Source organism: Bradyrhizobium sp. Rc3b (assembly GCF_900114915.1).
Lineage (GTDB): Bacteria > Pseudomonadota > Alphaproteobacteria > Rhizobiales > Xanthobacteraceae > Bradyrhizobium.
This window is the reverse complement of sequence record NZ_FOUS01000019.1, coordinates 1-25,239: the sequence shown is the minus strand read 5'-3', so window position 1 is coordinate 25,239 and position 25,239 is coordinate 1. Positions and strand designations below refer to the sequence as shown.

Genomic DNA, 25,239 nt, shown 5'->3' with positions numbered 1-25,239 from the left:
GCGTGCAGCGCAATATCAGCCCGCAAGGATCAGCCCGCGAGGCGCGAGACGTTGCGAAATTCGCGCGGGCTGACACCGGCATGATCGCGGAAGAAGCGCGTGAAATGCGCAGGCTCCGGAAAGCCGAAGCGCTCGCTGAGCTCGCCGAGCGGCGTGTCCTCGCGCATCACCGCGTCGAGTGCGCGCTCCATGCGGACGACGTTGAGGTAAAGCTTTGGCGAAACGCCGAGCGAGGTCTCGAACAGGCGGAAGAACTGCGCGCGCGACAGGCCCGCGCCCTTCACGAACTGATCGACGTTGGCATAGGAATCGTTCACGCGCATCGCGTCCATCGCGCGGCGGATCCGCCAGTCGCAGCTCACCGCGCTCATGCCGCGGATCGAGGTCGGAAAGCTGCGCCAGGGCGTGAAGCGCTCGATCACCGCGATCATGAGGTCCGAAAGGGTCTGCTCGTGGGTTCGCACCGCATCGGGATTCGCCATCATTTCGGCCGCAAGATGCAGCGTGAGTTGCCGAATGCGCGGCGAGACTTCGCCCGAGGGCCGCTCGAAAAAGCCCGGCGCGCCACTCGCGGCCCATCCGGGCCGGAACTCCTTCAGCCATTCCGGCTCGATATAGAGCGCCATGATGAGCGTGCGCGGGCGATTGACGTCATGCACATAGGCATGCGGCTTCCAGCCGTCGACCAGAACGGCGGCCGTGTCCGTCAGCGGCGTGACCTGGTCACCGACCAGAAACTGGGTGTCGGCGCCCTCGACCTTGAGCAGGACGTGGCAGTGATGATGAGCGTGGCGGACCAGCGAACGGTCCATGTCGAGCAGAGCGACCCTGCCGAAAGCGCCATGAGCGATGCGCAGGGCCGTCGACATCAGTTTCTTCCTCCCGGCGTTGCGCCGCAAAATGGTTGCCTTGTTGGTGCGGCATTATAGGCCGCCCCAGCTACATATTCCAACGGCGCAAACGGACGCAAGGCGCTTCCGGGCGGCAACCCGCTCACATCCGCGCCTCCGCAAGAAGGCGCGCGACCGCAGCGCCCGGATCGGCCTGCAGGGCTGTCGTCAAGTCGACGTCCTCCTCGCCCTTGACGCGGATGCGCTTGAAGGCGAGCTCGGACGCCCTGACCGGCGCGGTCGCGTCGAGGCCCATCTTGGCGCCGATACCGTCATCCGTGGTCGGATCAAGTTTCGAGCCGAGCGCGCCGGCGACGACCATGAGATCGCGGTCGGCCTGGAAGCGCGTCGCCACCGCCCATTCGATCTCCTCGGAGGAAGAGATATCGACATCCTTGTCGACCACAACCACCTGCTTGATGTCGTAATGCGCGCCGAAGGCGCACATCATGACGTTCTTCGGCTCGCCGTCATTGGTCTTGTCCATCTTGATCGCGAGATGGTAGCGGCAGGTGCCGCCGCGCGTGAGGCGAACATCCAGCACGGACGGGAAGCTGCGGCGCAGATGCTGGAGCAGCGTCGCTTCGCGCGGCACGCCGCCGAGGATCAGGTGCTCGAAGCCGCCGCCGACGATGGTATGGAAGATCGGCGCCGCGCGATGCGTGATCGCATCGACTTCGATCACCTCGCGATTGGCGCGCGGGCCGTAATATTGCGGGAATTCCCCGAACGGACCCTCCGGCTCGCGTACGCCTTGCAGAATCCGTCCTTCAATCACGATCTCCGCATGGGCGGGAACGCGAACCGAATTGGTGCGACATTTGACGACGTCCACGGGCGAGCCGAGCAGCGCGCCCGCAATCGCCATCTCGTCCTCGTCAAGCGCAGCAATCGCCTGCGAAGCCAGCAGCAGCGCCGGATGCGCGCCGATGACGATAGCGATCTCCAGCGCTTGGCCCAGCTCCTCCGCGAGACGATAGTAAGAGAAAGTGTGCCGCGGCAGTAGCAGAACGCCGATACGATTCCTGCTGCTGACCTGACAACGATGAATCGAAACGTTCTGAACGCCGGTCCTCGGATTGCGGGCGATCAGCAGGCCGGCCGTGATATAGGGACCGCTATCGCGTTCATTGTGCTTCGGCACTGGAAGCTGTCGGAGCAGATCAACGTCGTCGTGAACGACCTCTTGCACTGGACCGTCGGGAACTTCGCGGGTCGGCAGCGGATTGCTTGCGGCAGCAAGGAATCGTGGCAGCAACTGGTCCTCGGTGACGCCGATGGAATCGGCGACCCAATCACGGCCGGCAAACAGGTTGGCGATGACGGGAATTTCGTGCCCGTCGGGGCGCGGGAACAGCACCGCGCTGTCGCGCTCCAGCCGCTTCGCGATAGCGGCGAGCTCATCGGTCAACGCAATGCCCTCGCGGGCAATCGCGAGCTTGCCGCGCTCGGCGAGGTAAGCGAGCCAGGCACGCAGATCGGCCGGTGCGTTCGTGCTCTTCGCCGAATTTTGCATTCGCATGACGTATCTTTCCTCGGCCGTTCGGGTCAGGGCGCGATCTTGCGCAGCGACGGCGAGCGGCGCTTGAGCGCTTCGTCCTCGCCCCAGCGACGCACCACGCCGATATCGATATCGAAGAGGTCGAGCACCCGGCCGACGGTGTGCTCGACCATGTCGTCGAGATTCTCGGGTTTTGCGTAGAAGGCGGGCACAGGTGGCGCGATGATCGCGCCCATCTCTGATAGAACCGTCATCGTCCTGAGATGCCCGGAGTGCAGCGGGGTCTCGCGCACCATCAGCACCAGGCGCCGGCGCTCCTTGAGCACAACATCGGCGGCGCGGGTCAAAAGCGTCGTGGTGACGCCCGAGGCGATCTCGGACATCGAGCGCATCGAGCACGGCGCCACGATCATGCCGGCGGTACGGAACGAGCCGCTCGAGATTGCCGAAGCCATGTCGTCGATCGCATGGCTGACATTGGCGAGCTCCCTCACCTCCGCGATCTTCAGGTCGGTCTCGTAGGCAAAGGTCTGCTCGGCCGTCTTCGACATCACCAGGTGAGTCTCGACGCCGGCATTGCGCAGGAGTTGCAGCAGGCGCACGCCATAGGTGACGCCCGAGGCGCCGGAAATGCCGATGATCATGCGCTTGGGCGCTGCGTGCTGCATATGTCTGATTTCGCTCCCGTAGGCACGTACCCTCGAGGTCACGTGGCCGGCCGCAAAACTAGGCAATCTCTGCCATCACAACAAATAATGATTGATTATATCATTCATCATCAGAGATGATGGATCGCGAGCGAGTTGGCGAACGAAGGACTGGCCTCGTGGAACTCAGGCAGATGCAATATTTCCTGTGCCTGGCCGATGAAAAGAACGTCACGCGGGCCGCGCGCCGGCTCAACATCGTGCAGCCGGCGCTCAGCATGCAAATCGCCAAGCTCGAGGCCGAGCTCGGCCAAAAGCTGTTCGACCGCAGCGTCCAGGGCATGACGCTGACCAGCGCCGGCGAGGCGCTGGTGCGGCTGACGGCGCCTATCGTGCGCGATGCCGAGTATGCGCGCCAGGAGATGGCCCAGATCGGCGGGCGGATTTCGGGCCGCGTCTCGGTCGGCCTCATCACCTCGGTCGCGCAGAGCACCATGGCAAGCTCGTCGGCGACCGTCGCGCGCCGCTATCCCGAGATCATCCTCTCCGCGTGCGAAGGCTACACCGAAACGCTGGTCGACTGGGTCAACAGCGGCCAGCTCGATTTCGCGCTGATCAACGTGCCGCGCCGAAGGATGCCGCTCGCCGCGCATCACATCATGGACGAGGAAATGGTGTTCGTCTGCCGCAAGGACGGCCCGATCAAGCCGCCCGCAAAACTGCGCTTCGACCACATCGCGAATTTCGATCTGGTGCTACCATCCAAGCGCCACGGACTGCGGCTGATCCTCGATGAGCACGCCGCAGCCCTCGGCATCGACCTGCGGCCGCGCCTGGAGCTCGACACGCTGCCCGCCCTCTGCGACGTGATCGCGACCACCGACTTCGCGACCGTGCTGCCGACCATCGCGCTCCGGCAGTCACTGGCAAGCGGAACCATTCGAGCCCATCGTTTCGACGCGCAACGGATCGTTCGCTCGATCGCCTGGGTGCATCACCCGCGGCGAGCGGTCTCGGTTGCGGCCAAGGCCGTGCTGGACGTCATCAGCCACGATCTGGCGCAGGCCGCCGCGGTGGCAAAGGAGTTGGCTGAACCTGGCTCCGGCCGCGCAGCCTCGTCATCCCGCAAGCGGCGTCACAAGGCTGGGAAGATGATTTCCTGAATTCCGAACGCTCATTCGGACAAGATGTCGCGCCCGTTGCAAAATGAGACGGGTTGGTAAGTTTCGAGACGAGCCGGCATGACGGTCACGTCAAGCCGCTAACTACGGTCCAGGCGCAGAAAATCGCGGCCTGGCGCTCCTCCCGGACATTCTTGTCACGGACGCTCCCAAGGCTTGCAGAACAAGACACGGTCGGGAGATTCAGTCCGAGATGGCAAGGTTCGGTCACAGCAAGATCACGGACGGCACAGCGCCGCGCGTTGAAGGATTTCACCCTGACCGCAGGTCTTTGCTCTCGCTCGGCCTGGGCGCAGCTCTCTCCGCCACCGGGCCGCGTCCTGCGCAAGCGCAAGACTACCCCGCGCGTCCGATCCAGGTGCTCGTGCCCTTCGCAGGCGGCAGCGCCAGCGACGTCATCACGCGCATCCTCCTTAACCGCATGTCGGCGTCATTGGGACAGGCCTTCGTGGTCGACAATCGCCCTGGAGCCGGCGGCAATATCGGTACCGCGGCCGCTGCACATGCCGCCCCGGACGGCTACACGCTGCTGATGAGCACCTCGGGCCCACTGGCCGCGAACCGATCATTGTACAAGGAGCTGCCCTACGATCCGCTGAAGGATCTTGCCCCGATCGGACTGTTTGCCACGCTGCCGAATGTCATTGTGATCAATTCGAGGCTGCCGCCGAAATCGCTGCGCGAACTGATCGAGTACACCAAGGCGCGCCCCCGGGAGCTGAACTACGGGACGGTCGGAGTCGGCTCGTCGCAGCACCTCGCGGCCGCCTATTTCGAGCAGCTCACAGGCACCGAGATAACCCACGTTCCTTACCGCAACATCGCCGCTTACACGCCGGACTTCATCGCGGGCCAAGTCCCACTGGGCTTCCAGCTCTTGCCGAACGTCATCGGTCTGATCAGGAGCGGCGACGCGCGCCCGCTCGCGGTTGCCAGCGACAAACGCATGACGGCGCTGCCGGACGTGCCGACCGCGGCCGAGGCTGGCCTGAAGGATTACGAGAGCGCGGCGTGGCTTGCCCTGCTCGCGCCCGCGGGCACCGGCACCGCCGTTATCGACAAGCTCTATGCCGCCATGATCGAAGCCATGAACGATCCGAAGGTGCGTACCCTCTTGGTGGAGCAGGGCGCCGAGCCCCTGGTAATGGACCCCCGAGGTCTTAAGGATTTCATGACCGCGGAAACCAAGAAATGGGCCGGGATCATCAAGAAGATCGGCATCGAGCCGATGTGACTTACAGCTTTTGGGTAGTCGTCAGCCGCTTCCGCGTGATCCGCTATCCGCGCTCTGCTCGCCCAAAGCTCGCTCGCTGACCGGCCCGCGCCTGGCTCAACGCTGCGGCGCTCGCGGTATGAGCTCGCGTTACGGCAGATTGTCCCGCAGAAAAATGTCGATGCGGATGCGCTCCTGGTCGGCGCTGATTGGCTCGCCCGAACAGTGCGCGAGCAGAATGCGTGCCGCGGAGCGCGCCTCGTGCCCGGGATCCTGATTGATCACGGCATCGAGGGTGCCGCGAACCAGGAAACGCCGTGTGTATTGGGTCAGCTCATGGGTAATCCAGACCACTTCGCGAGCGCGGCCCGAAGCCTCGAGCGCATCGGCGATGCCGCGGTTTCCGGCACCGCAGCAGTATATGCCGCGAAGATCTGCATGGCGCGCGAGCAGCGCGGCCGTGAGCTCCCGTGTGCGATCGCTATCGTCGCGGCCCTCGATGACCGGCAGCGCGGGCAGGTTTGGATACTCGCTGGACAGGATCTGGTGGAAACCGAACTGCCGTTCGGTGTGATCGCGCAGCGACAGCGATCCCGCGATCACCGCGACCGTCCCCTCGCGCCCGGCGAGGAAGCGCCCCATCAGCGTCGCGGCAGTGCGGCCTGCGGCGGGATTGTCGATGCCGACATAGTGCAGGCGGCGCGAGCTTGGCGCGTCCGACACGAGGGTCACCACGGCGACCCCGCGTCCGACGAGCTCGTCGATCGCGGCCCGAACCCTGGGATGATCGAGCGCGATGACGGCAACGCCCTGGTAGGCCGGCGACAGGGTCTCCAGCGCGCCGGCGAGCACATCCGCATCGAACACATCGACATGGAGAATGTCGATGAAGCCGCGCTGGCCGGCGAGCCAGTCCGCGGTGCGCAGGACCTGCTCGCTCAGATTGGTCATGAAGCTGTTGCTGCCGGTCGGCAGCACGAAGGCGAAGCGGAATGTTTGCCCACGGGCGAGCCGCGCCGCCGCGAGGTCGGCGCGATAGCCGAGTTTTGCCACCGCGGCCTCGACACGCGCGACGGTCTTGGCGCGCACGCCCTCGCGCCGGTTGACGACTCGATCGACGGTCGCAAGCGAAACGCCGGCCGCACGCGCGACGTCCTCGAGCGTGGCGCGAATCGCCGGCTGCGTCGCCCCACCCGTCATTCGCGCGCCGCCCACAGCATGCCGCGGGTCATCAGTGTCCGGATCTCCGGCACGTCGAGCTCGTAGGCACGGTGGCCGAGCGAAGAATAGAACACCCTACCCGCGCCGTAGCGCTTCTTCCAGACCACGGGCATCACCACACCCTCGATCCACGGGGCGTGCTCGCCGGTGAAGGTCGTCGTCGCCAGCACCTCGTTGGCGGGGTCGACATGCATGTAATACTGCTCGGAACGATGTTCGAAACTGTTCAGGCCCTTCATGATGGGGTCATCCGGCTTCGTCAAGTCGACCTTGTAGTCGATGATGTTGCCGGGATGGGCAACCCACTGCCCGCCGCACATGAACTGGTAGTCGACGGAATCGCGGAACGCGTCGCACATGCCGCCATGATGGCCGGCGAGCCCGACGCCGCTCCGCACCGCCGCGCAGAGATTGAGCGCTTCCGCCTTCTCGATCTTCGACATCGTGTAGATCGGGATGATCAGCGACATGTCGTGGATCTCAGGATCGGCGAATGCCGCCGTCGTCGTCTCGATCCGCACCTCGAAACCTTCCGCCCTCAGCCAGCCGCGAATCATCGAGGCGCAGAGATCCGGATCGTGTCCCGGCCAGCCGCCCCATACAATCATTGCTTTGCGCATGGTCATTCCCTCAGTCGACCTGTCCCGTTTCACGTCCCGCCGGCAGCATCGCCGGCCGCTCGACGCTGCTCTCGATCTTGACGCGGCGCCCTTCATCGGCGGAGGTTTGGAACGCCTCCATCACCTCCAGCACGTGGAACGCAAGCGCGCCGCTGGCGCGGTGCGGTCGGTTGTTCAGGATCGCGGACGCCATGTCGGCGACCCCGATGGAGCGGAACTCGCCTTCGACATGGCCGTGCGTCCACGGCATTGTTTCCCATTCGCCGCCGGTCCTGGCGAGGTGCACCTCGCCGCCGAAGCGGTTCGGGTCCGGCACCTGCAGGCTGCCCTTGTCGCCATAGATCTCGATCGGCGCGTGCCGGTGCTTCGGTACATCAAAGCTCATCGCGATCGAGATGACCGCTCCGCTCTCGAATTCAAGCGTGCCCGCGACATGGGTCGAAACCTCGACCGGGATCAGCGTGCCGTTCATCGGCTGGCTGGTAACCAGGCGCTCGGATCGCGGCCGCGCCGTCGAGCCCATCACGCTCGCGACCGGGCCGAGCAATTGCACGAGATCGGTGATGTAGTACGGCCCCATGTCGAGCATCGGCCCGCCGCCGCGCAAGTAATAGAAGCCCGGCGCCGGGTGCCAGCGCTCATGGCCGGGGCAGCCGAAGAAGGCACTGCCCGCCACCGGCGTGCCGATCGCACCGTCGTCGATCAGCTTGCGGGCGGTCTGATGCCCGCCGCCAAGGAACGTGTCGGGCGCGCAGCCGACGCGCAGGTTCTTCTGTGCGGCGAGATCGATCACCTTGCGGGCTTCGGCGGCGTTGATGCCGAGCGGCTTCTCGGAATGGACATGCTTTCCGGCATTCAGCACCGCGAGACTGACATCAGTGTGTGCCAGCGGCACCGTGAGATTGATGACGACCTCGACGTCATCGCGTTTGAGTAATTGATCGACCCGCATCGCCGGCAGCCCGAAAACGGCACCCTGCCGCTCCGCGACTTCACTGCGCATATCGGCGAGCGCCCTGACCTCCATGACCGGGAAGCGTTGCGCCGCCTTGAGGTAGGCGGTGCTGATGACACCGCAGCCGATGATTCCAATTCCGACTTTTCTCATTGTGATCTCCGTAAGGGTTCGTTCATCCCTTGACCGCACCCGCAGTGAGGCCGGCAACGATGTGCTTCTGCGCCAGAAGGAAGAGAATGATCGTCGGCAGGATGGTCAACGTGATGAAGGCCAGGATCAGGTGCCATTCGGACGAATACTCGCCCTGATAGACCATGATGCCGAGCGGCCAGGGATAGAGCGCATCCGTGTTGAGCATCACCAGCGGCAACAGATAGGCGTTCCAGCTGTTGACGAAGGTGATGGTCCCGACGGTCGCCAGGATCGGCCGCGACAGCGGCAACGTCACATAGCGGAAGAACTTGATGTAGCTGCAGCCGTCGACCAGCGCAGCCTCGAGCAGTTCGTAGGGAATGTCCTTGAAGAACCGCCGTAGCAGCAGCACGCTCATCGCGAGGCTGAAGGCCACCTGCGGCAACGCAACGCCGAAATAGGTATCGAGCAGCCCGAGATCGCGCACCTTGATGAACAGCGGAAGCACCGCGGTCGCCGCCGGAAACAGCAGGCCGAGCGTGAGATAGCTCAGCAGCATCGAGCTGCCGTAGAACTTGACATGGGCAAAGGTGAACGCCGCCATCGATGCGGTGATCAGGGTCAACACCACCGCGAGCGACGATATGATCAGCGAGTTGCGCAGGAGCTGCCAGTAGCGCGCGGAGAACAGGATGTCGGAGTAATTCTGCCATTCCCATTGACGCGGCAAACCGAACGGGTTGACGCGCAATTCGCCGAGCGATTTGAAGCCGCCGAGCAACGTCGCGAGCAGCGGCACCAGCACGAAGATGGCCACGATGGCGAGGAACACGGCCTTGAACAGCACGGCAGGATCGACCGGGCTGCGGGAAATCTTCGCACTATTCATCGCGCATGAACCAACGCTTGTAGGTAAAGGCAAAGGTCACGCAGATCGCGAACAGGATGACGCCGATGGCGCTGCCATAGCCGACCCGCATGCGCGAGATGCCGTTGTTGTAGAGGAAGCTCACCATCGTGTTCGAGGAGTCCGCAGGCCCCCCGCGTGTCAGCGGCATGACGAGGTCGAACAGCTGCAGCGAGCCGACAATGGCGAAAAACACCGAGAGGCGGATCGTCGGATAGAGCAAGGGAATGACGACATGGCGCAGGGCTTGCCAGCGCGTCGCACCGTCAATGCGTGCCGCCTCGATCAGGCTCTTGTCGAGACTCTGGAGCGCCGCGATGAACAGCATCATGTGGAAGCCAAAATACTTCCACACGATCACGATCAGCACGGCCAGCATCGACGTGTCGGTCGAGGCCAGCAGATGCGGCGGCTCGGCGCCGAAGCTGCGCCAGATCGAGGCGACGAGGCCGTAATCGCCGTCATAGACGAAGCTGAAGATCAGCCCGGTCGCGATCTCGGCCAGGATATAGGGCATGAAGAACAGCATGCGCAGCGCCACCGACCCGCGAAAGCGTTCGGCGAGCATCAAGGCGAGCGTCAGCGCGAGCGGAAGCTGGATCGCGAGCGAGACCGCAATAATCAGCCCATTGTTGCGCAGCGCGAGCCAGAAGGCGCGCGTCTCCAGCACGAAGCGGTAATTGTCGAAGCCGATCCAGTTGGTCGGCCTGCCGAACCCGTTCCAATTGAAGGCCGAATACCAGGCGGCCTCGCCGATCGGCAGCACCACGAACAGCGTGAATAACAGCAGCGCCGGCGGCAGGAACAAGATCAGAACCGTGAAGCGGCCGTCCCAGGCCGGGCCGCGGACCGCGAGCGAAGAGAACGGTGTCCCCGCAACGCCAATCGCGGGCGAATTCGCGATACGCCGCGCCACCGTCAGTTGCCCTGCTTCCACGCCGCCTCGATCGCCTTCGCCGCATTCTGCGGGCTCATGCTGCCACCGGCGATCTCCGCGGTGACGTCGTTGACGACGCGGCCGACCGACGGACCAAGGCTCTGGTCATAGAAGTTCTGGTGGTAGTTCGACTTCGCCAGATTGGCCGCGATCAGCTTCATGAAGGCATTGTTGAGACCAGCGTCCGCGCCCTGCACCACCGGGATGATGAAGTTACCCGCCGCAAGCCGCGTCTGCACGTCCTTCGAGACGAAGTACTTCAGGAAATCGACCGCCTCCTTCGGCGAACCTTTCGTGACCAGCCAGCCGGTAATGCCGCCGAGCGTGTCGGTCGGCGCGCCCTTGCCGCCGGCCACCACCGGGAAGTCGAACCAGCAGATCTTGTCTTCGCTCAATCCGACCTTGTCGGCGGCGAGAGCGCGCTGCAAATGATAGACAGTGCTGATCGCGAGCGTCATCGCCGCCTTGCCGTCGCCGAAATAGCCGACGGCCTGAGGATTCTTGAAACCAAGGAAGCCATTCTGGAACGGCTGGAGATCGACGAGTTGCTTGAACAGCTCGCCGGATTTCTGGAAGGTCTCGCCGGCGAAGCCGCTGTCCTCGCCGCGCAATGCCGCGTCGAATGCCGGCTTGCCGCCGATGCGCACCGCAAGATGGGTCCAGTAGAAGTGCAACGGCCATTTGTCGGCGCCGCCGACCACGATCGGCGTCACACCGGCGGCCTTCAACGTCTTCACCGCCGCAAGCAGATCGTCCCAGCTCTTGATCCCGGCAGGATCGACTTTCGCCTTGGCCATCAGCTCCTTGTTGCAGAGGAAGCCGACCTGCGATAGCGCGGTCGGCAGACCATAAACGCGGCCGTTGGCGGTGAACGCGGCGAGCGCGGCCGGCGTGAGACTATCGCTGTAACCCTTCACCTGTTCGGTGATGTCGTCGAGAACGCCTGCCTCGATCTGGGTCTTCAGGACGCCGCCGGCCCAGCTGTAGATGATGTTCGGGCGATCCTTGGATTGCAGGATGGTCGGCAGCTTGGCCTTGTAGGCTTCGTTCTCGAGAAACTGCATCTCGACCTTGACGCCAGGATGGGAGGCCTCATAGGCGCGCGCGACCTCCTCCCAGATTTTCACCTGGGCCGGATTTGCCTCGATGTGCAGCCACTTTACGATCGTATCGGATGCTGCGGCGTCGGCCAAAAGCAGGCATGCGGCAGCGGCGAGTCCCAGCTTCCTGAGCAGTCTCATCACATCTCCTCCCGACCGATCTTATTCTTTGCCGCGATCCTGCTCCCGATTTCTGAGGTACGCAACTAAAATTCTGATCTACGTACCTCAGAAGCAAGCACGCGCATTCGCCAAAACGCTCGATGTTGTGTTTAGCAATGCGACAATGTTGATTTCAGCCGCTCGCGGCCGGCAAGCCCGTCGTCTGCTGCGGCACGCCGGCGCGGTCGACAAGCAGATCCGTGAGTCCCGCCCCCAGCCACATGCCGCCGAGCACGAGCCAGGCGGTGAGTGCGAATACGGAGGCACCAGTCACGCCGGCGCCGACCGCGCAGCCGCCGGCGAGCATCGCGCCAAACCCCATCAGCACCGCGCCGAACAGATAGCGCCGCATGCCGAGCCCGTCCGAAAATCCCTCGAGCTTAAGTTCATGCGCGCGCGCCGCGGCCAGAAACGAGCCGAGGAATACGCCGGGGACGATGCCGAGGTCGAAGCCGAGCCGAAGCTGCGCGCTGTTGAGCACCAGCATCAAGAGCTCGGCCGACGGCCCGCTGAAGGTGAGGCTCTTCAAGGTCACCGGCGCGAAGGAAGCCTGCGACAGCTGGTAGGTGAAGAGCCAGCCGGCGACGACGGCCGTTCCGGTCGCAATCGCGGCAAGGATCAGCCGGCGCGGCAACCGGCTGCGAAAGGCGAAGGCCAGCCCCGCAATCAGCCACAAACCTCCGAATGCAAGCTTCTCGGGCGTGCCGGCACCGAACATGGCCATGATGTCGCGCGACGGACCGCCATCGACCAGCCACAGGTTGGTCACCCATTCACGGGCGGGCGACAGCAGGCCGCGATAGGAGGCTTGCGCGGTCACCGCAAACACCAGCCCCGACAACAATGCCCGGAGATTGCCATTGGCCGAGAGCACCAGCAGCCGGCTGGCGCAGCCGCGCGCCAAAATCATCCCGCAACCGAACATCACACCGCCCAGGAGAGCGCCGGAGATGCTGCCCTGCTGCGCGAGCTGGCGCGCCTCGGATACGTCGAGCCAGCCGAGCGCGACCAGGCCTTGCGTACCCACCAGCGCCGCGGCAAAAGTCAGGAGCCAGACGGCAAGGCGCGGCCCGCCCTCGCCTCGGGAAAATTCGACCGCCGCGGCACGCAGACAGAAGCGGCTGCGCTGCGCGAAGAACCCGAACAGACCCCCGACCATGAGGCCGCCGAACCATGACAGCGGATCTTCACCCAAGAGATCGATGATCGGCGTCAGCACGTCCGCCTCGGCTGTTGCTGCGAGCATGCAATTCTAGCGATCGCGTCGTCGCGTCCCATGAGCCAGATCAAAGCTCGATGTCGCAGGATGCCGGAACACAGCGGCCTCAGGGGCGCAAATAGGCAAATCCCTGCTGTTGCAGCTCGACGAGCCGCACCACGCCGCCCTTCTCGGCCACCACGAAACCGGGCGTGAGATCGTCCAGCTTGACGCCCTGCGCCTTCATCGTATTGGCGCAGGCATCGAAGCCGACGCCGGCATCGACGAGCTTCGTCATCATCGCAACGGTGTGGTCCTGCGCCGCGAGCGCGTGGAAGGCACGCAGCGCCGGTCCGTGCACGACCAGCCTGATGTCGGCCTTGCCGGGTCCACCGACGCCGTCGACATGGTTCTGCAGATTGCCCAGAACGAAGACGACACGATCGGAATCGGCCAGATGATAGACGACGCGCTGTCGCGCGGGCGTTTCCGTCGCCGCGGACGCCTGGCGCACCGCGAACGCACCAAACAGCCCGGCAACGCTCGCGCCAAGCATGGATCGACGCTGCATGGTCCCTCCTATCGTGCCTGCTTGATGAACTCGGCGATTCGATCGGCAACGTCTTCCGCGAACAGGTCGCGGAAGAAATGATCGGCGTCCTCGATCTTGTCGAGATGCACCCTGCCCCCGCTCGAACCGGCAAGCGACGTGAAGGCGGCCGCCACGTCGGGCACGACGGTGTCCTTGGTCGCGGCGAGCACCAGCACCGGCAGCTTCACGCGCGCCACCAGCGCGGCCGTGTCCTGGCCGGCATCGGGACCGTAGAATGACGCAAAGGCCCGCGCGGAAACCACGGCATTGCGGCAATAGACGAAGCCCGGCACGTCCATCCACTCCCCGCCCCGGCCCGCCGCAACCGCTTTCGTCGCCAGCTCCAGAACCGGCTCGAGCGGCTTGCCATAGGTCTTGGCGTAGGAGGCGCGCAGATCGGCCTCGGCTTTTGCGGTCACCGGCGCCAGCAGCACCCCACCCGCCACCGGCGAAGTCTCGTTCGCGGCAAGATACCGCGCCACCTGGTTGCCGCCGCGCGAATGGCCGAACGCGAAGACGAGCCGGGACATGCCCCTCGCCCGCGCGACCCAGGCGCCGATCTCCGCGACTGCATCCTCAACGACATAATCATGCCGTGCGGTACAGTCGTACATGCCTTTGCGGCGATCGAGCCCCAGCGACAGCGTATGGGCGAGCGAAGCGATGCCGCGCTGCTCAAGCGCCTTGGCAACGCCCTGAATGACCTCCATGTCCTTGTGCGCAAGCGTGCCGTGGGTCATTACGACGAGCGGCGTGTCCGGTGTCATCGCGGCTGGCGTGCGCAGTGTCGCGAGCGTGGTGCGGCCGTCGACCGACAGTTCGAGCTCCTGTTCAGCCGCATATGCGGACCCTGCGAACGCGAGCAAGACGGCCAGTCCTATCAACCATCGCATCAGCGGCTTTCTCCTCAGGGCCGGACAATCGTCCAGTTCTTCTCCGCCAAATCCATCAGCGCGGCAACCCCGACCTGCGTGACGCTGACGCCCTCAATCAGCGGCGGCCGCTTGTCCTCCTTCGCCGCCAGCGTCTCCAGCGTGTTGCCGCAAGCGATGAAGCTCACATTGGGCATCGATTTCAGGAAGTTCGCCAGGCGCTCCTTCACCGGCGAGCGGTCCTGAAGCAGCATGTCGAGGCCGCCGTTGAACGCAACCACTGCGATTTCGACATCCTCGCCCTGCCCCGAATAATGCCGCGAGACGTTGGCCGCAACATCGAGCACGGCGCGCATCTTGACCGGGTCGTCGTCGCTGATCTGCAGCGCGAGCCTGTGAGGTTCGGCCGCCTGGGCCACGGCCGGATGGATTACGATGAGCGAGCCAACAGCGAGAGCCGCATGCAGCACCGCGCGGCGGCTCGCCCGGCCGTGTCTCACTCCACGCCCCGCGACTTCTTCTCCTTGCCGTCCTCGGGCGTCACGTCGATGGCGGCAGCGCGCCCCGTAATCTTCACCGGGGCGATGCAATTCTTCATGCAGGGGTCTTTCTGCCAGAACGACTTCTCGCTGGTGGCGCGGTCGTCCATCACGAACCCTTGCTCGTTCGGCATCTTGATCGTCGCAAGGGTCTTCTTGTTCAGCTCGAAGTTTTGATCGGTGACGACGTCGTTCAGATAGAGGACGTAAGCGACCAGCGCATAATATTCATCGACGGACAGGGATCCCGTATTGCCATAAGGCATAGCGTGACGGACGTAGTCGAACACGGTGGACGCGTAGGGCCAGTACGAGCCGACCGTCTTGACCGGGTTGTCAGACGTCAGTGAGCCCTTGCCGCCGGCCAGCACCGGCCAGCGGCCGTTGCCCTCGCCGAACTCGCCGTGGCAGGACGAACAATTGTCCATGAACAGCTTTTCGCCCTGCATGGCCGTGCCCTTGCCGTCCGGCAGGCCCTGGCCGTCCGGGCGCACGTCGATATCCCAGCCGCTGATCTCGTCCGCGGTCGGCGCGCGGCCGATGTGATAGCGTGGACCGTTCTTGGCGTCCGCCTTCTGCTGCGCGAGCGCCGGCACGCTCAGCGCGCATGCGAGCAGCGCGGCTGCAGTGAACTTAAGCGACTTCGACATTCTCGACCTCACCATTGGCCTGCACATGCCAGGTCTGGATGCCATTGTTGTGATAGATGGAGTTGACGCCGCGGATCTTGCGCAGCTCCGCCTTGCTCGGCTGCACGTAGCCGGTTTCGTCCTGCACGCGCGATTGCAGCAGCAGCGGCTCACCGTTCCAGTCGAACTCGTAGTAAAAACGCGTCAGCGCCTTGTCGAGAACCGGCCCGTCGAGCCGCGCCGGCCACCAATTTCGGCCGCCGTCGAGTGACACGTCCACGCGCTTGACCTTGCCGTTGCCGCTCCAGGCCAGACCCGAGACGATGGTAAAGCCTTTGCCGTGCTTGATCGGTGCTTGCGGGCTCGGGCTCGTGATCACGGACTTGGCGTCCATCGACCAGGTGAAGCGGCGCGCCTTGCCGTTCGGCATGAGGTCCGTGTATTTCGACGTCTCCTCGCGAGTGTGCCAGGGCTGGTCGCCGACCTTGATGCGGCGCAGCCACTTGACCCAGAGATTGCCCTGCCAGCCTGGCACCACGAGCCGCATCGGATAGCCCTGTTCGGGATAGAGCGCCTCGCCGTTCATCTTGTAGGCGATGATGCAGTCGTCGAGCGCTTTCTCGATCGGCAGGCTGCGGTCCATCGCCGCCGCGTCGGCGCCTTCGACCAGCAGCCACTTGCCGCTCGCCTTGACGCCGGCTTCCTCCAGCAGGGTGCGCAGCGAGACGCCGGTGTACTGCACGCAGTGGATCATGCCGTGGGTGAACTGGCAGCCATTAAGCTGGGCGCCGCGCCATTCCATGCCCGAATTCGCCGCGCATTCCATGAAGTGGATGCGGTTGACGCGCGGATAGCGCTTCAACTCCTCCAGGGTGAGAATGAGCGGACGCTCGACCAGCCCGTGGATCATCAGGCGATGATCGGCCGGATCGATCTCGGCGATGCCGCCGTGATGCCGCTCGAAACAGAGGCCGTTCGGGGTGATGATGCCTTCGAGCTCATGCAGCGGCGTGAAACTCACCGAGGATTCGCGCGAGGCGGTCAGCCATTCGACGTCGCGCCGGACGACGTCCTTCTCGAATTTCGACGGCTTACCATACGGGCGCACCGCGACGCCCTCGCCGAGCGACTTGGTCCATTCCGGCACATTGGGCGGCTGGTTGGCGGGATTTCCGCCTGCGGCCGCCGGCCTTGCCAGCATCGAGGCTGCGACGCCGGCGCCGGCGGCCAGGAAGCTGCGACGGGATTGACTGTCCATCTTCGACATCGCTTCTTACGCTCCGGTAACTTTGACGGCCCGGTTGGGCTCGAGCCGAACGGTTTTCTGTCGCGTCAGGTAATTCGCGACGACGTCCCAGATCGGCGGCCCTTCGGTTCCTTCGTTGACGCTGGCCCAGCCGGCGACCTGATATTCCCTGGCGGGCTCGATCGGTGTGCCGGTCTTGAGGACCTGCATGTCGGAGATGCGCTGCCCCTGCGGCTTGGTGACGTCGATCGCGTAGGAAAGCCCGCCGATCCGCACCATGTCGCCGCCCTGCTGATAATAGGGGTCGACATTGAAGAGGTTATCGGCGACGTCCTCGATGATCTCCTTCAACCGCGAACCCGTCATACCCATGCGGTAAACCGCCGGATACGTGATCGCGGTCGCGTTGGTGACGTCCTCGAAAGTGATGTCCTGTCCGGGCAGCACGCTGGTGCCCCAGCGGAAACCGCGCGAGAGTGCGATCTCGGCATCGCGCTCCTGCAGCAGCGCCTGGCAGATCAGATCGTCGAACGTGCCGTTGAAATTGCCGCGCCGGTAGAGCAGCGAGTCGGTCTTGCCGAGTACCTTGGCCAGATCGGAGGCGAAGGGTTTGCGGACCTCGGCGATCTTCGCGGCCATCTCGGCGTCCGCCGTGATCACATCGGAGAACAGCGGAATGAGCTTGTAACGGAACGCTTTGACCTCACCGTCGCGGACGTCGAGATCGAGCCGCGAGACGAACTTGCCGGAGGAGCCCGATGCGATCAGCAGGGTCTTGCCTACCTTGACCGCCTCCGGCAGCGCGTCATGGGTATGGCCGGTCAGGATAACGTCGATGCCCTTGACGCGGCTCGCGAGCTTGCGGTCGACATCGAAACCGTTATGCGACAGCAGCACGACGAGCTGCGCGCCGCCTTTGCGCGCCTTGTCGACTTGCGCCTGGACGTCCTCCTCGCGCACGCCGAACGACCAGTTCGGAATCATCCAGCGCGGATTGGCGACCGGTGTATAGGGGAAGGCCTGGCCGAGCACCGCGATCTTGACGCCGCCGCGCTCGATCATGGTCGAGCCCTCGAACGCCGCCTCGTTCCATTCGGTGTCGCGGATATTGAGGCCGAGGAACGGGAAGCCGAGGCCTTCGATGGCCTGCTTGACCCGCTCGCTGCCGTAGGTGAACTCCCAATGCCCGGTCATGGCGTCGGGCTTGAGCAGTGCCATGCAGTCGATCATGTCCTGACCGCGCGTCTTCAGTGACGACCATGAGCCCTGCCAGGTGTCGCCGCCGTCGAGCAATGCGACCTTGTCGCCGCGCTCGGCACGGATCGCCTTGATCACGGTCGCGGCGCGATCGAGGCCGCCGATCCGGCCATAACTCTTGGCGAGCGCCTCGAAATCCTCCGAGGTCAGGGCGTAGGCCGCCGAGGAGCCGGGCGCGATGCCGAAGCGGGCGAGAAACTCCTTGCCGGTGACGTGCGGCGGAAGGCCCTTGGCCTCACCCACGCCGAGATTGGTCGAAGGCTCGCGGAAATAGAGCGGCATCAGCTGACCGTGGATATCGGTCACATGCACCAGCGTGACGTTGCCGAGCGGCTCGAAGGCCAACAATTCCTTTTCGGTCAAGCGCTGCTGGGCGAACGCACGGTTCAGGCTGGAGCCCACACCGGTCGAAAGTCCTGCCGTTGCCGCGGCAACCTGAATGAACTCGCGGCGAGAGATCATGCGCAACACTCCTGCAAGCTCAACGTTTCAGTTGCGCACCGACGGCGTCTCGACCGGAAGGCCGATGCCGCGCCAGGCCACATAGAGCTCGAGCGCGAGGAACTCGTCCGATAGCGGCTTGAACGGCTCGGCGCGCACGTCGAACATGCAGCCTTCGAATCGCTCATGCAGTGGCACCAGGCGCTGGTCGCGCAGCCGATAGGTCGGAAAACCGTTGGTCTGGCCCTGGCTCAGGAAGTCCGCGCGCATGAACTTGCCGTTGTTGCGCTCGTGGCAGGACTCGCAGGCGAGATCGAGTTGGCCGTAGCGCGTGTAATAGATCTGCTTGCCGCGCTCGAACCAGGGCGACATCGGCCCGTCGGTCTTCACCGAGACTTTCATGCCGCGCGATTGGTAGCGCACGAACGCTGTCATGTCGGTCAGCTCACGGGATTTGAATTTCCAGGGCTCGGCCTTCATGTGCTCGCTGCGGCAGATGTTGATGCGCTGTTCGAGATTGACCGGCTTCTTCAGCTTGTCGTCCCATTTCGGCATGGCGGCGCCGACGCCCTTCATGCTGGTCTCGGCCTCGCCGTGACAGCTCATGCAGGACTTGCCCTCGCTGCCCTCGACCTTCTTCCAGACGTCAGCCGCGCGCTCCACGGCGAGGAAGCCCGGATTCTCGAGATCGTCGTCCTGCAGCGCGCGGGTCTCCTTGCTGCGAAATTCGTAGCCGGAGATGATGGTCTTGAAGACGTGGCCGGGCGGCGCCGCGATGCCCTTGCGCTCGGCGTCCTCAGCGACCGCGAGCGTCGCAACCGACGCGGCGGCCGCGACCAGAGCGGCCAACCCAACATATCGTCGCGCCATTGCGTGCCTCCCTCAATGCGCGATGCGCATCATGCCTTGAACGCAATCTTCTCTTCAGCCGTGATCACCGTGCCATCGTCGTCCGTCCAGGAGAACTTGAACGTGCCGGCTTCGTCGACCCGCGCGTCGAACTGGACGTAGGGATTGGCCGAGATCGCAGGCTCGAGCGCGCAGGAGAACACCGGCTTTCCGTTGAACTCGCAGGCGAACTTGTTGATGATCTTGCGCGGAATGGCCTTGCCCTGCGCGTCCTTGCGCTGGCCGGATTCCATGACATGCGAGACCAGGGTCTTGATCTGGATCACCTCGCCTTTGGCCGCTTCCTTGGGAAGCTTGATGCGCGGTTTGTCTGCCATTGTTCCTCTCCTGACGCCCTAGCCGCCGCAGCCGCCGATGGTGACCTTGACGGTCTTCTGCTCCATGAACAGCGAACCGTCACTCATCTTCGCGACCGCAATCACGTTCTGCGTGGTCGCAAGCCGGATCCGGATCGAAGCTTCCGCCTTGCCCGACAGCGGCGTAAACGACAGCGTCGCCACGCCCGCATTGGGGTTGCCGTCGGCGATGATCAGAACGTCTTTCACATAGGCGTCTGCCGTCATCGGGCTCTCGATGTTGATCGAGAGCGGCACGGTGTTGCCGTTCTCCGCGATCTCCGGCAGGTCGAGCGCGATCTTGCCCTTGGCAGGCGGCTTGCCGCCGGTGAACGTCTCGATCCACTTCGCCGCATCGCCCGTCACCTCGGCATCGGCTGCGATGGGCATCAGCGTCAGCATGACGAAGCCGCCCCCGAGCGCAAATGCCTGCCGTCGATTGATGGCTCTCATTCCTGATCCTCCTCGCCGTCAGTTCAGCGTCTTGAGAAAAGCGATGACGTCCTCGACCTGCGCGGCCGTCAAAATGGACTTGCCGACGAACTCCGGGCGCACCCGGCTGAGGCCATCATTCCGGAAGAACGCCGGCATGACGGTGTCGGTAAAGATGCGCTTGGGGTCGGCGATGATGAGGCGCAATTGCTCCTCGGTGTAGCGGCCGGCCACGCCGTCCAGGGATGGACCGAACTCGCCGTGGAAATCCTCGGACTTCAGGCTGGTGACCTGGTGGCAGGCCAGGCAATTGCCGAGCGTGCGCGTCAGAAATACCTTCTTGCCGGCGGCGGCATTACCGGGCGCGCCGGTCAGGGATTTCGGCAAGGAGTCGTTGACGATATCGAGCCTGATCGGCTCCTTGTTCGGATCTTGCGCCAGAGCGCTTCCGGCCGACAGACAAAGTGCAAACGCAGCTGCAAGCGAGCGCCGCATGTTCCTACCCTCGGATCGCGGGGTGACGCCCGCTTGGTCACGACGGACTCACAGTCCATCAAATTCAGTTATTATGATATGTTCATATAAACGCTGGCGTCAAGCGGAATTCGACGGCGTTCCGCATCAGCCGTTCGCGGCGAGAAAATCCCGGAACGAGCCGCGCTCGTAAGCGCGCTCCCGCACGAAGCGAAACATCGCCAGGAAGTGCGGCGGCTTGAGATAGCCGGGTGCCCGCGCCACCTCGCGCGCCATTGCATCCTTTGTTTCGAGGCCATCGGCGGATGGTGGAAAGAACTGAAAGGTCGGCGTGAACCGGATCCCGTATTTCTGGGCGAGCTCTTTCTCTGTTAATTCCTGGCGGTCGAAGTCCGTCACCTTGCGCGAGCCGATCAGGTTGAGCTGCAACACCTCGAAATTGTCGCGGATATAGCTGGCGATGCCGGCATCGGCGAAGTTCACAAGATGCGTCTCGCGGCAATAGGGGCAGCCGCGCAGCTCCCACATGATGGCAAGCCGCTTGCCGCCGGCCGCAGCGCCCTCCAGATCCTCGCGCAGATCGAGGAAGCTCTGCAGAAACCAGGGCTCGTGATAGAGCCCGTCTTCTCCGACGACTGCCTCGGCCGCCGCCGCGCCGCGGCCGGCCAACGCCGCGCCTGCAGCGAATGCGAGGACGCCGCGTCGCGTCGGCTTGCGAAGCGAGGTCGGGGTTTCGTGCCTCGGAAGGTCTTGCGCGTTGCTCATTTTCATTATGATATTCGAATACACGAATGTGACAAGGAGATCCTATCTTGCGCTGCACCATCGTGCTGCTGGCATGGCTGGCCTCGAACGCGCTCGCGCTCGGCGCGGAAGCCGATAGACCTGCGGATTTCGCATCGGCGATGGCGCCGATCATGGCCAATCTGCGCACCGCCGCGAGCTATGCGCGCACTGGAAATTTCGCACTGGCGCAGATCGAGACGGACGAAGCGGTCGCCGGGTGGAAGCGGCTTGTGCCGAGCACATCCGGTCCCCCGCCCGCTTATGCGCCGGCCGAATTGACGCGATTTCTCGACGGAGGTCGCGAGAGACTCACGGCGATCACGGGCGCGCTGGACCGCGGAGACAATGTCGCCGCTGGCCGCGAGTTGCTTGCGGTTCGGCAGGCTTTTCACGCGCTCAGGCGTCACGCGGGCCTGTACGACCTCGGCGATTGCATCTTCGAGATCGCGCCCGCCATGGAAGCGTTGCGTATCGCCGCCACCAGGTACGGCGAACAGCCGGCATCGGCGAATGCCGAGGACACCGTCGCCGCCGCGAGTGCGTTCCGCGATCGGCTTCAACGCTGTAACGAATGGGCAAACAGCGAGATCGCCGTCCAAGGTGAATTCCGCCGCCTGATCGACGGCGCAATCGCCAGCAGCGGCGAGATCGCTCATGCCGCGATGGCGGGCGACGGCCCGCTCGTGCATCGTTACCTCATCGAACTGCAATCCTCTGCCCAGTTGCTCGACTTCCGTTACGGCTAGCCTCAGCCGATGCTGGTCAATGCAGGAAAATGCTCGAGCAGCCATTCGGAGACCACGGGCATCAATCCGGTCAGGAACATCAGACCCGTCGCGACCAGGAATACGCCCATCGTCTTCTCGATCAGACCGAGATGCCGGCGCACACGGCCAAGCGCGGCAATGAAGCGACCGGTGAAGGCCGCCGCGACCAGGAAGGGAATGCCGGTCCCGACCGAATAGGCGAGGAGCAGCAGTGCGCCCCGTCCGGTCGTGTCCTCCGATCCCGCCATCAGCAGGACGGCGGCGAGGATGGGGCCGGCACAGGGCGTCCAGCCAAACGCAAAGGCCAGGCCCATGACGAAGGCCCCCGCCACGCCGGCCGGGCGGTTGTCAACTTGCACGGTCGCGCTGCGATAGAGCAGCGGAATCCGAAGGAGCCCCAGGAAATGCAGGCCCATGACGATAATCAGCCCGCCGGCGACGATGCCGAGCGTCGACAGGTGCGCGGAAATGAAGTGTCCCGCGATCGAGGCGGTCGAGCCGAGCGCGACGAACACCAGCGAAAAGCCCGCCACGAAGGCCAGCGCGGAGATCAGGATCCGCGGCCGCAGATCCGGCCTGTCGCCGGACAGATCCGTGACCGAGACGCCGGCCATGTAGCACAGGAAGGGCGGCACCAGGGGCAGGATGCAGGGCGACAGGAACGACAACAGGCCCGCGACGAAGGCCGCACCCAGCGTAACGTCCAAGGTCATTTCCGCCCCATCCCTAGCACATATACGAATTTAATGATATAAAGCGCCGAGGACGTTTGGAAAGCAAGTCCTTCACGAGGAAGTCTGCAAAGGCCGGTTACGCAGCATGCACAGAATCATCGTTTTGCTCGCGCTCGCCGTCGGGCTCACGCTGCCCGCGACGGCATCGCGCGCCGCCGAGCTCGTCATGTTCGAGCGCGCCGGCTGCGCCTGGTGCGCGCGCTTCAACGCCGAGATCGCCCCGATCTACGGCAAGACCGACGAAAGCCGGGCTGCACCACTGCGCCGGGTCGACCTGAACAGCCCCCTTCCCGCCGATCTCGCCGGAATCGATCCGGGTCCCTTCACGCCGACCTTCATCGTGGTACAAGGGGGCCGCGAGATCGGGCGCATTCGCGGCTATCCCGGCGATGCCTTCTTCTTCGGCTTGTTGGACCGAATCCTGTCAAACACGGGATCGGAACCCGGGAGGTCGTGACCATCTTGCGGATTTTCTGAGAGGAACTTGACGCGATGCCGTTGCCAAAGCTGAAGGATATCGAGGGCTCCGCCGAACTCGAGCAGATGATCGAGAAGGCGCGCGAGGCCAGCGACATGCTCAAGGCGCTGTCGCACGAGTCCCGATTGCTGCTGCTCTGCATCCTCTCCGAGGGCGAGAAGTCCGTGACCGAGCTCGAGCAGTTCCTTGGCGAGCGCCAATCGACCGTCTCCCAGCAGCTCGCGCGGTTGCGGCTCGATCGGCTGGTGACGACCCGCCGCGACGGCAAGACGATCTACTACAGTCTCGCCAGCGAGGACGTCCGCAAGATTCTCACCGCCGTTTACGACGTGTTCTGCGAGCCGGTTCGCCGGCGCCGCCGGTAGTTCTCCACGCTGGATTTTCGCGCCCCACCGGGGCAGACTACCCGCAAGGCAGAACCAAAAACGAAGCGGGAGGAATGCTGAGCCCTTCGACCATAGCGTTCGCATGCGGGCTTGCCGCCGGTGCCGTGCTCGGCGTTGCCGGCCGCGCGGGTCGTTTCTGTACGCTGGCGATGCTCGAGGACGCATTCTTCGGATCGGATTTTCGTCGGCTGAAATCCTTCGCGCTGGCCGCGGCAGTCGCTCTGCTCGCGACCCAGGCGCTCGCCGCGTTCGGCATTGTCGATCTGTCGCGGTCGATCTACCTCACGGCGTCGATCGGACTTGGCGGTGCGATCATCGGCGGGCTGATGTTCGGCGTCGGCATGGCGCTGGTCGGCACCTGCGGCTTCGGCACGCTGGTGCGCGTTGGCGGCGGCGATCTGCGCGCCATCGTGGTCTTTCTCGTGCTCGGCCTGTCGGCGCTCGCGACCATGCGCGGCATCACCGGCATGCTGCGCCTGATGCTGATCGAGCCGTTGTCGTTGCGGCTACCCGAGGGAAGCACCCAGACCTTGACGTCGCTGCTCGGCGCAGGCAGCGCGATGCGCGCGATCCTCGTCGTGGCGATGTCCGCCGCGCTCGCCTTCTGGGCCCTTGCAGATGGCAGGCTGATCCGGTCGCCGCGGCTCCTGGCCTCCGGCATTGCCGTCGGCGCCGCGATTGCGTTCGGCTGGTTTGCCACCGGATGGCTTGCCGACGACGAGTTCGACCCCGTGCGGGTCTCCTCGCTCAGCTTCGTGGCACCGCTTGGTGATGCCATTCTCTACGTCGCCACCTTCTCCGGCGCGCGGCTCAATTTCGGCATCGGCTCGGTTGCCGGCGTCGTCGCCGGCTCGTTTGCCGCCGCGATGCTCGCGCGCGGATTCCGCTGGGAAGCGTGCGACGACGCACGCGAGCTGAAGCGTCACATGATCGGCGCGCTGCTGATGGGCATCGGCGGCATCATGTCGATGGGCTGCACCATCGGTCAGGGCCTGAGCGCGCTGTCGACGCTCGCGGTTTCGGCCCCCGTCACGATGGTGGCCATCGCCTGCGGCGCCCGCCTCGGGCTCGAGTTCACGATGACCGGCGAGTGGCTGCCGGCCGTTCGCAGACTGTTCGGGGTCTCGACCTGACTCGAAAAACGCGGATCGCCGTCGAACTGCCGGCCTCGTATCCTCCTGCAGTCCGGTTGCCCTTTCAAGCATGACGGCAGACACACCTTCGCATTCTCGCGGCTGATTTCGCCCGAGCTTTGCTTGGTCTCGCTACCCTCTAAGGCCAAGAGGGCGCAGGGAAGGCCGGGTGCTGGCTCGCACCCGCGGTCTGCTGCGCGAAAAGCACGCGCCGGAAGAACCGCACAGCAGCATACAGGTGGTGCCGATCACTCGGCCTTCCCTGCGCGATGGCTGGACGGCTTATGCCGTGATCTCCCGGGAGCCGACCATTCCTTCTGGCCTCCCTCGCCCCGCGAATTTGGATGATGCAGTCTGCCCGGTTGGGCTCGCTCGCACCTTCGCAAGGACTTGACCGTGGCAACGACGGCCAGGACCACACGGTTTTGCCGTACGCACGGCCCGCCATTTCACCGCAGTTTTTCCAGCCCTGTCGACAAAGCCGGAAACTTACAGACGAGACGAAGCCTGGCAGCGCCGTCGTCCACACGAAGCCTCGGGCTCACAGGGACTACCCGCCCTG

The 25,239-nt window shown here is 64.4% G+C and carries 28 protein-coding genes; 6 read left to right on the top strand and 22 right to left on the bottom strand.

Annotation, left to right across the window (positions count from 1 at the left end; translation table 11 throughout):
• Window positions 1-29: 29 nt before the first annotated feature.
• From BM190_RS33760 to BM190_RS33750, 3 genes are all read right to left on the bottom strand, one after another.
• Complete coding sequence (locus BM190_RS33760) at window positions 30-869, bottom strand: helix-turn-helix transcriptional regulator (RefSeq protein WP_091952531.1); 840 nt, start codon at window positions 867-869, stop codon at window positions 30-32.
• A 124-nt stretch (window positions 870-993) separates the two neighbouring features.
• A complete protein-coding gene (locus tag BM190_RS33755; RefSeq protein ID WP_092261884.1) occupies window positions 994-2,412 on the bottom strand; it encodes a UbiD family decarboxylase in 1,419 nt (472 codons plus the stop codon).
• A 26-nt stretch (window positions 2,413-2,438) separates the two neighbouring features.
• Entirely contained in the window at window positions 2,439-3,059 is a 621-nt protein-coding gene (locus tag BM190_RS33750; protein WP_092261883.1) for a UbiX family flavin prenyltransferase, read from the bottom strand.
• Between the two features lie 173 nt (window positions 3,060-3,232).
• Between BM190_RS33750 and BM190_RS33745 the strand changes: the two genes are divergently transcribed.
• Both BM190_RS33745 and BM190_RS33740 read left to right on the top strand, forming a co-directional pair.
• Entirely contained in the window at window positions 3,233-4,201 is a 969-nt protein-coding gene (locus BM190_RS33745; protein ID WP_177237467.1) for a LysR family transcriptional regulator, read from the top strand.
• Window positions 4,202-4,412: 211 nt separating this feature from the next.
• Window positions 4,413-5,453 (top strand): Bug family tripartite tricarboxylate transporter substrate binding protein, encoded by a 1,041-nt coding sequence (locus tag BM190_RS33740; protein WP_092261881.1) that lies wholly within the window; start codon window positions 4,413-4,415, stop codon window positions 5,451-5,453.
• A gap of 129 nt (window positions 5,454-5,582) precedes the next feature.
• On the opposite strand, the gene BM190_RS33735 is transcribed toward BM190_RS33740, so the two are convergent.
• From BM190_RS33735 to BM190_RS33650, 18 genes are all read right to left on the bottom strand, one after another.
• Entirely contained in the window at window positions 5,583-6,632 is a 1,050-nt protein-coding gene (locus tag BM190_RS33735) for a LacI family DNA-binding transcriptional regulator (protein ID WP_026201594.1), read from the bottom strand.
• Window positions 6,629-7,273, bottom strand: coding sequence for a ThuA domain-containing protein (locus tag BM190_RS33730; protein WP_026201593.1), 645 nt, complete (start codon window positions 7,271-7,273; stop codon window positions 6,629-6,631). Before BM190_RS33730 ends, BM190_RS33735 begins: the two co-directional genes overlap by 4 nt.
• 10 nt (window positions 7,274-7,283) lie before the next feature.
• Window positions 7,284-8,381: a Gfo/Idh/MocA family protein gene (locus tag BM190_RS33725; protein ID WP_018316060.1), complete on the bottom strand. Its 1,098-nt coding sequence runs from the start codon at window positions 8,379-8,381 to the stop codon at window positions 7,284-7,286.
• 22 nt (window positions 8,382-8,403) lie between these two features.
• Window positions 8,404-9,252 carry a carbohydrate ABC transporter permease gene (locus BM190_RS33720; RefSeq protein WP_092261880.1) on the bottom strand — a complete coding sequence of 283 codons (849 nt, stop codon included), beginning with the start codon at window positions 9,250-9,252 and terminating at the stop codon, window positions 8,404-8,406.
• Window positions 9,245-10,186: a carbohydrate ABC transporter permease gene (locus BM190_RS33715; RefSeq protein ID WP_092261879.1), complete on the bottom strand. Its 942-nt coding sequence runs from the start codon at window positions 10,184-10,186 to the stop codon at window positions 9,245-9,247. The genes BM190_RS33720 and BM190_RS33715 overlap by 8 nt, the downstream gene beginning before the upstream one ends.
• A gap of 2 nt (window positions 10,187-10,188) precedes the next feature.
• Complete coding sequence (locus BM190_RS33710) at window positions 10,189-11,448, bottom strand: extracellular solute-binding protein (protein WP_092261878.1); 1,260 nt, start codon at window positions 11,446-11,448, stop codon at window positions 10,189-10,191.
• Window positions 11,449-11,602: 154 nt separating this feature from the next.
• Window positions 11,603-12,688 carry a YeeE/YedE family protein gene (locus tag BM190_RS33705; protein ID WP_092261951.1) on the bottom strand — a complete coding sequence of 362 codons (1,086 nt, stop codon included), beginning with the start codon at window positions 12,686-12,688 and terminating at the stop codon, window positions 11,603-11,605.
• Between the two features lie 106 nt (window positions 12,689-12,794).
• Window positions 12,795-13,238 carry a DsrE family protein gene (locus tag BM190_RS33700; RefSeq protein WP_092261877.1) on the bottom strand — a complete coding sequence of 148 codons (444 nt, stop codon included), beginning with the start codon at window positions 13,236-13,238 and terminating at the stop codon, window positions 12,795-12,797.
• A gap of 8 nt (window positions 13,239-13,246) precedes the next feature.
• Window positions 13,247-14,152 carry an alpha/beta hydrolase gene (locus BM190_RS33695; protein ID WP_092261876.1) on the bottom strand — a complete coding sequence of 302 codons (906 nt, stop codon included), beginning with the start codon at window positions 14,150-14,152 and terminating at the stop codon, window positions 13,247-13,249.
• Window positions 14,153-14,166: 14 nt separating this feature from the next.
• Complete coding sequence (locus tag BM190_RS33690; RefSeq protein ID WP_092261875.1) at window positions 14,167-14,631, bottom strand: DsrE family protein; 465 nt, start codon at window positions 14,629-14,631, stop codon at window positions 14,167-14,169.
• Window positions 14,628-15,320: a c-type cytochrome gene (locus tag BM190_RS33685; protein ID WP_177237456.1), complete on the bottom strand. Its 693-nt coding sequence runs from the start codon at window positions 15,318-15,320 to the stop codon at window positions 14,628-14,630. Before BM190_RS33685 ends, BM190_RS33690 begins: the two co-directional genes overlap by 4 nt.
• Window positions 15,304-16,566 (bottom strand): sulfite dehydrogenase, encoded by a 1,263-nt coding sequence (gene soxC / locus BM190_RS33680; RefSeq protein WP_092261873.1) that lies wholly within the window; start codon window positions 16,564-16,566, stop codon window positions 15,304-15,306. The genes BM190_RS33685 and soxC overlap by 17 nt, the downstream gene beginning before the upstream one ends.
• 6 nt (window positions 16,567-16,572) lie before the next feature.
• Window positions 16,573-18,264, bottom strand: coding sequence for a thiosulfohydrolase SoxB (gene soxB / locus BM190_RS33675; protein WP_092261872.1), 1,692 nt, complete (start codon window positions 18,262-18,264; stop codon window positions 16,573-16,575).
• Window positions 18,265-18,291: 27 nt separating this feature from the next.
• Window positions 18,292-19,113: a sulfur oxidation c-type cytochrome SoxA gene (gene soxA / locus BM190_RS33670; protein WP_092261871.1), complete on the bottom strand. Its 822-nt coding sequence runs from the start codon at window positions 19,111-19,113 to the stop codon at window positions 18,292-18,294.
• A gap of 29 nt (window positions 19,114-19,142) precedes the next feature.
• The gene (soxZ, locus tag BM190_RS33665; protein WP_092261870.1) at window positions 19,143-19,469 is read right to left on the bottom strand and encodes a thiosulfate oxidation carrier complex protein SoxZ; all 327 of its coding nucleotides are present in this window, start codon (window positions 19,467-19,469) and stop codon (window positions 19,143-19,145) included.
• A gap of 18 nt (window positions 19,470-19,487) precedes the next feature.
• Complete coding sequence (gene soxY, locus BM190_RS33660) at window positions 19,488-19,940, bottom strand: thiosulfate oxidation carrier protein SoxY (protein ID WP_092261869.1); 453 nt, start codon at window positions 19,938-19,940, stop codon at window positions 19,488-19,490.
• An 18-nt stretch (window positions 19,941-19,958) separates the two neighbouring features.
• Window positions 19,959-20,414 (bottom strand): sulfur oxidation c-type cytochrome SoxX, encoded by a 456-nt coding sequence (gene soxX, locus BM190_RS33655; protein ID WP_092261868.1) that lies wholly within the window; start codon window positions 20,412-20,414, stop codon window positions 19,959-19,961.
• A gap of 126 nt (window positions 20,415-20,540) precedes the next feature.
• Window positions 20,541-21,164: a SoxW family protein gene (locus BM190_RS33650; RefSeq protein ID WP_246786110.1), complete on the bottom strand. Its 624-nt coding sequence runs from the start codon at window positions 21,162-21,164 to the stop codon at window positions 20,541-20,543.
• 56 nt (window positions 21,165-21,220) lie between these two features.
• On the opposite strand from BM190_RS33650, the gene BM190_RS33645 reads away from it, so the two are divergent.
• The gene (locus BM190_RS33645; RefSeq protein WP_244550804.1) at window positions 21,221-21,925 is read left to right on the top strand and encodes a hypothetical protein; all 705 of its coding nucleotides are present in this window, start codon (window positions 21,221-21,223) and stop codon (window positions 21,923-21,925) included.
• Between the two features lie 2 nt (window positions 21,926-21,927).
• Here the strand turns inward: BM190_RS33645 and BM190_RS33640 are convergent, their stop codons facing one another.
• On the bottom strand, window positions 21,928-22,659 hold the full coding sequence (locus BM190_RS33640) for a cytochrome c biogenesis CcdA family protein (protein ID WP_092261867.1): 732 nt from the start codon (window positions 22,657-22,659) through the stop codon (window positions 21,928-21,930).
• A 106-nt stretch (window positions 22,660-22,765) separates the two neighbouring features.
• Here BM190_RS33640 and BM190_RS33635 point away from each other — a divergent pair, with 106 nt between their 5' ends.
• From BM190_RS33635 to BM190_RS33625, 3 genes are all read left to right on the top strand, one after another.
• A complete protein-coding gene (locus tag BM190_RS33635; RefSeq protein ID WP_092261866.1) occupies window positions 22,766-23,137 on the top strand; it encodes a thioredoxin domain-containing protein in 372 nt (123 codons plus the stop codon).
• 35 nt (window positions 23,138-23,172) lie between these two features.
• Window positions 23,173-23,523 carry an ArsR/SmtB family transcription factor gene (locus tag BM190_RS33630; protein ID WP_092261865.1) on the top strand — a complete coding sequence of 117 codons (351 nt, stop codon included), beginning with the start codon at window positions 23,173-23,175 and terminating at the stop codon, window positions 23,521-23,523.
• Between the two features lie 74 nt (window positions 23,524-23,597).
• Window positions 23,598-24,677, top strand: coding sequence for a YeeE/YedE family protein (locus BM190_RS33625; RefSeq protein WP_092261864.1), 1,080 nt, complete (start codon window positions 23,598-23,600; stop codon window positions 24,675-24,677).
• Window positions 24,678-25,239: the final 562 nt, after the last annotated feature.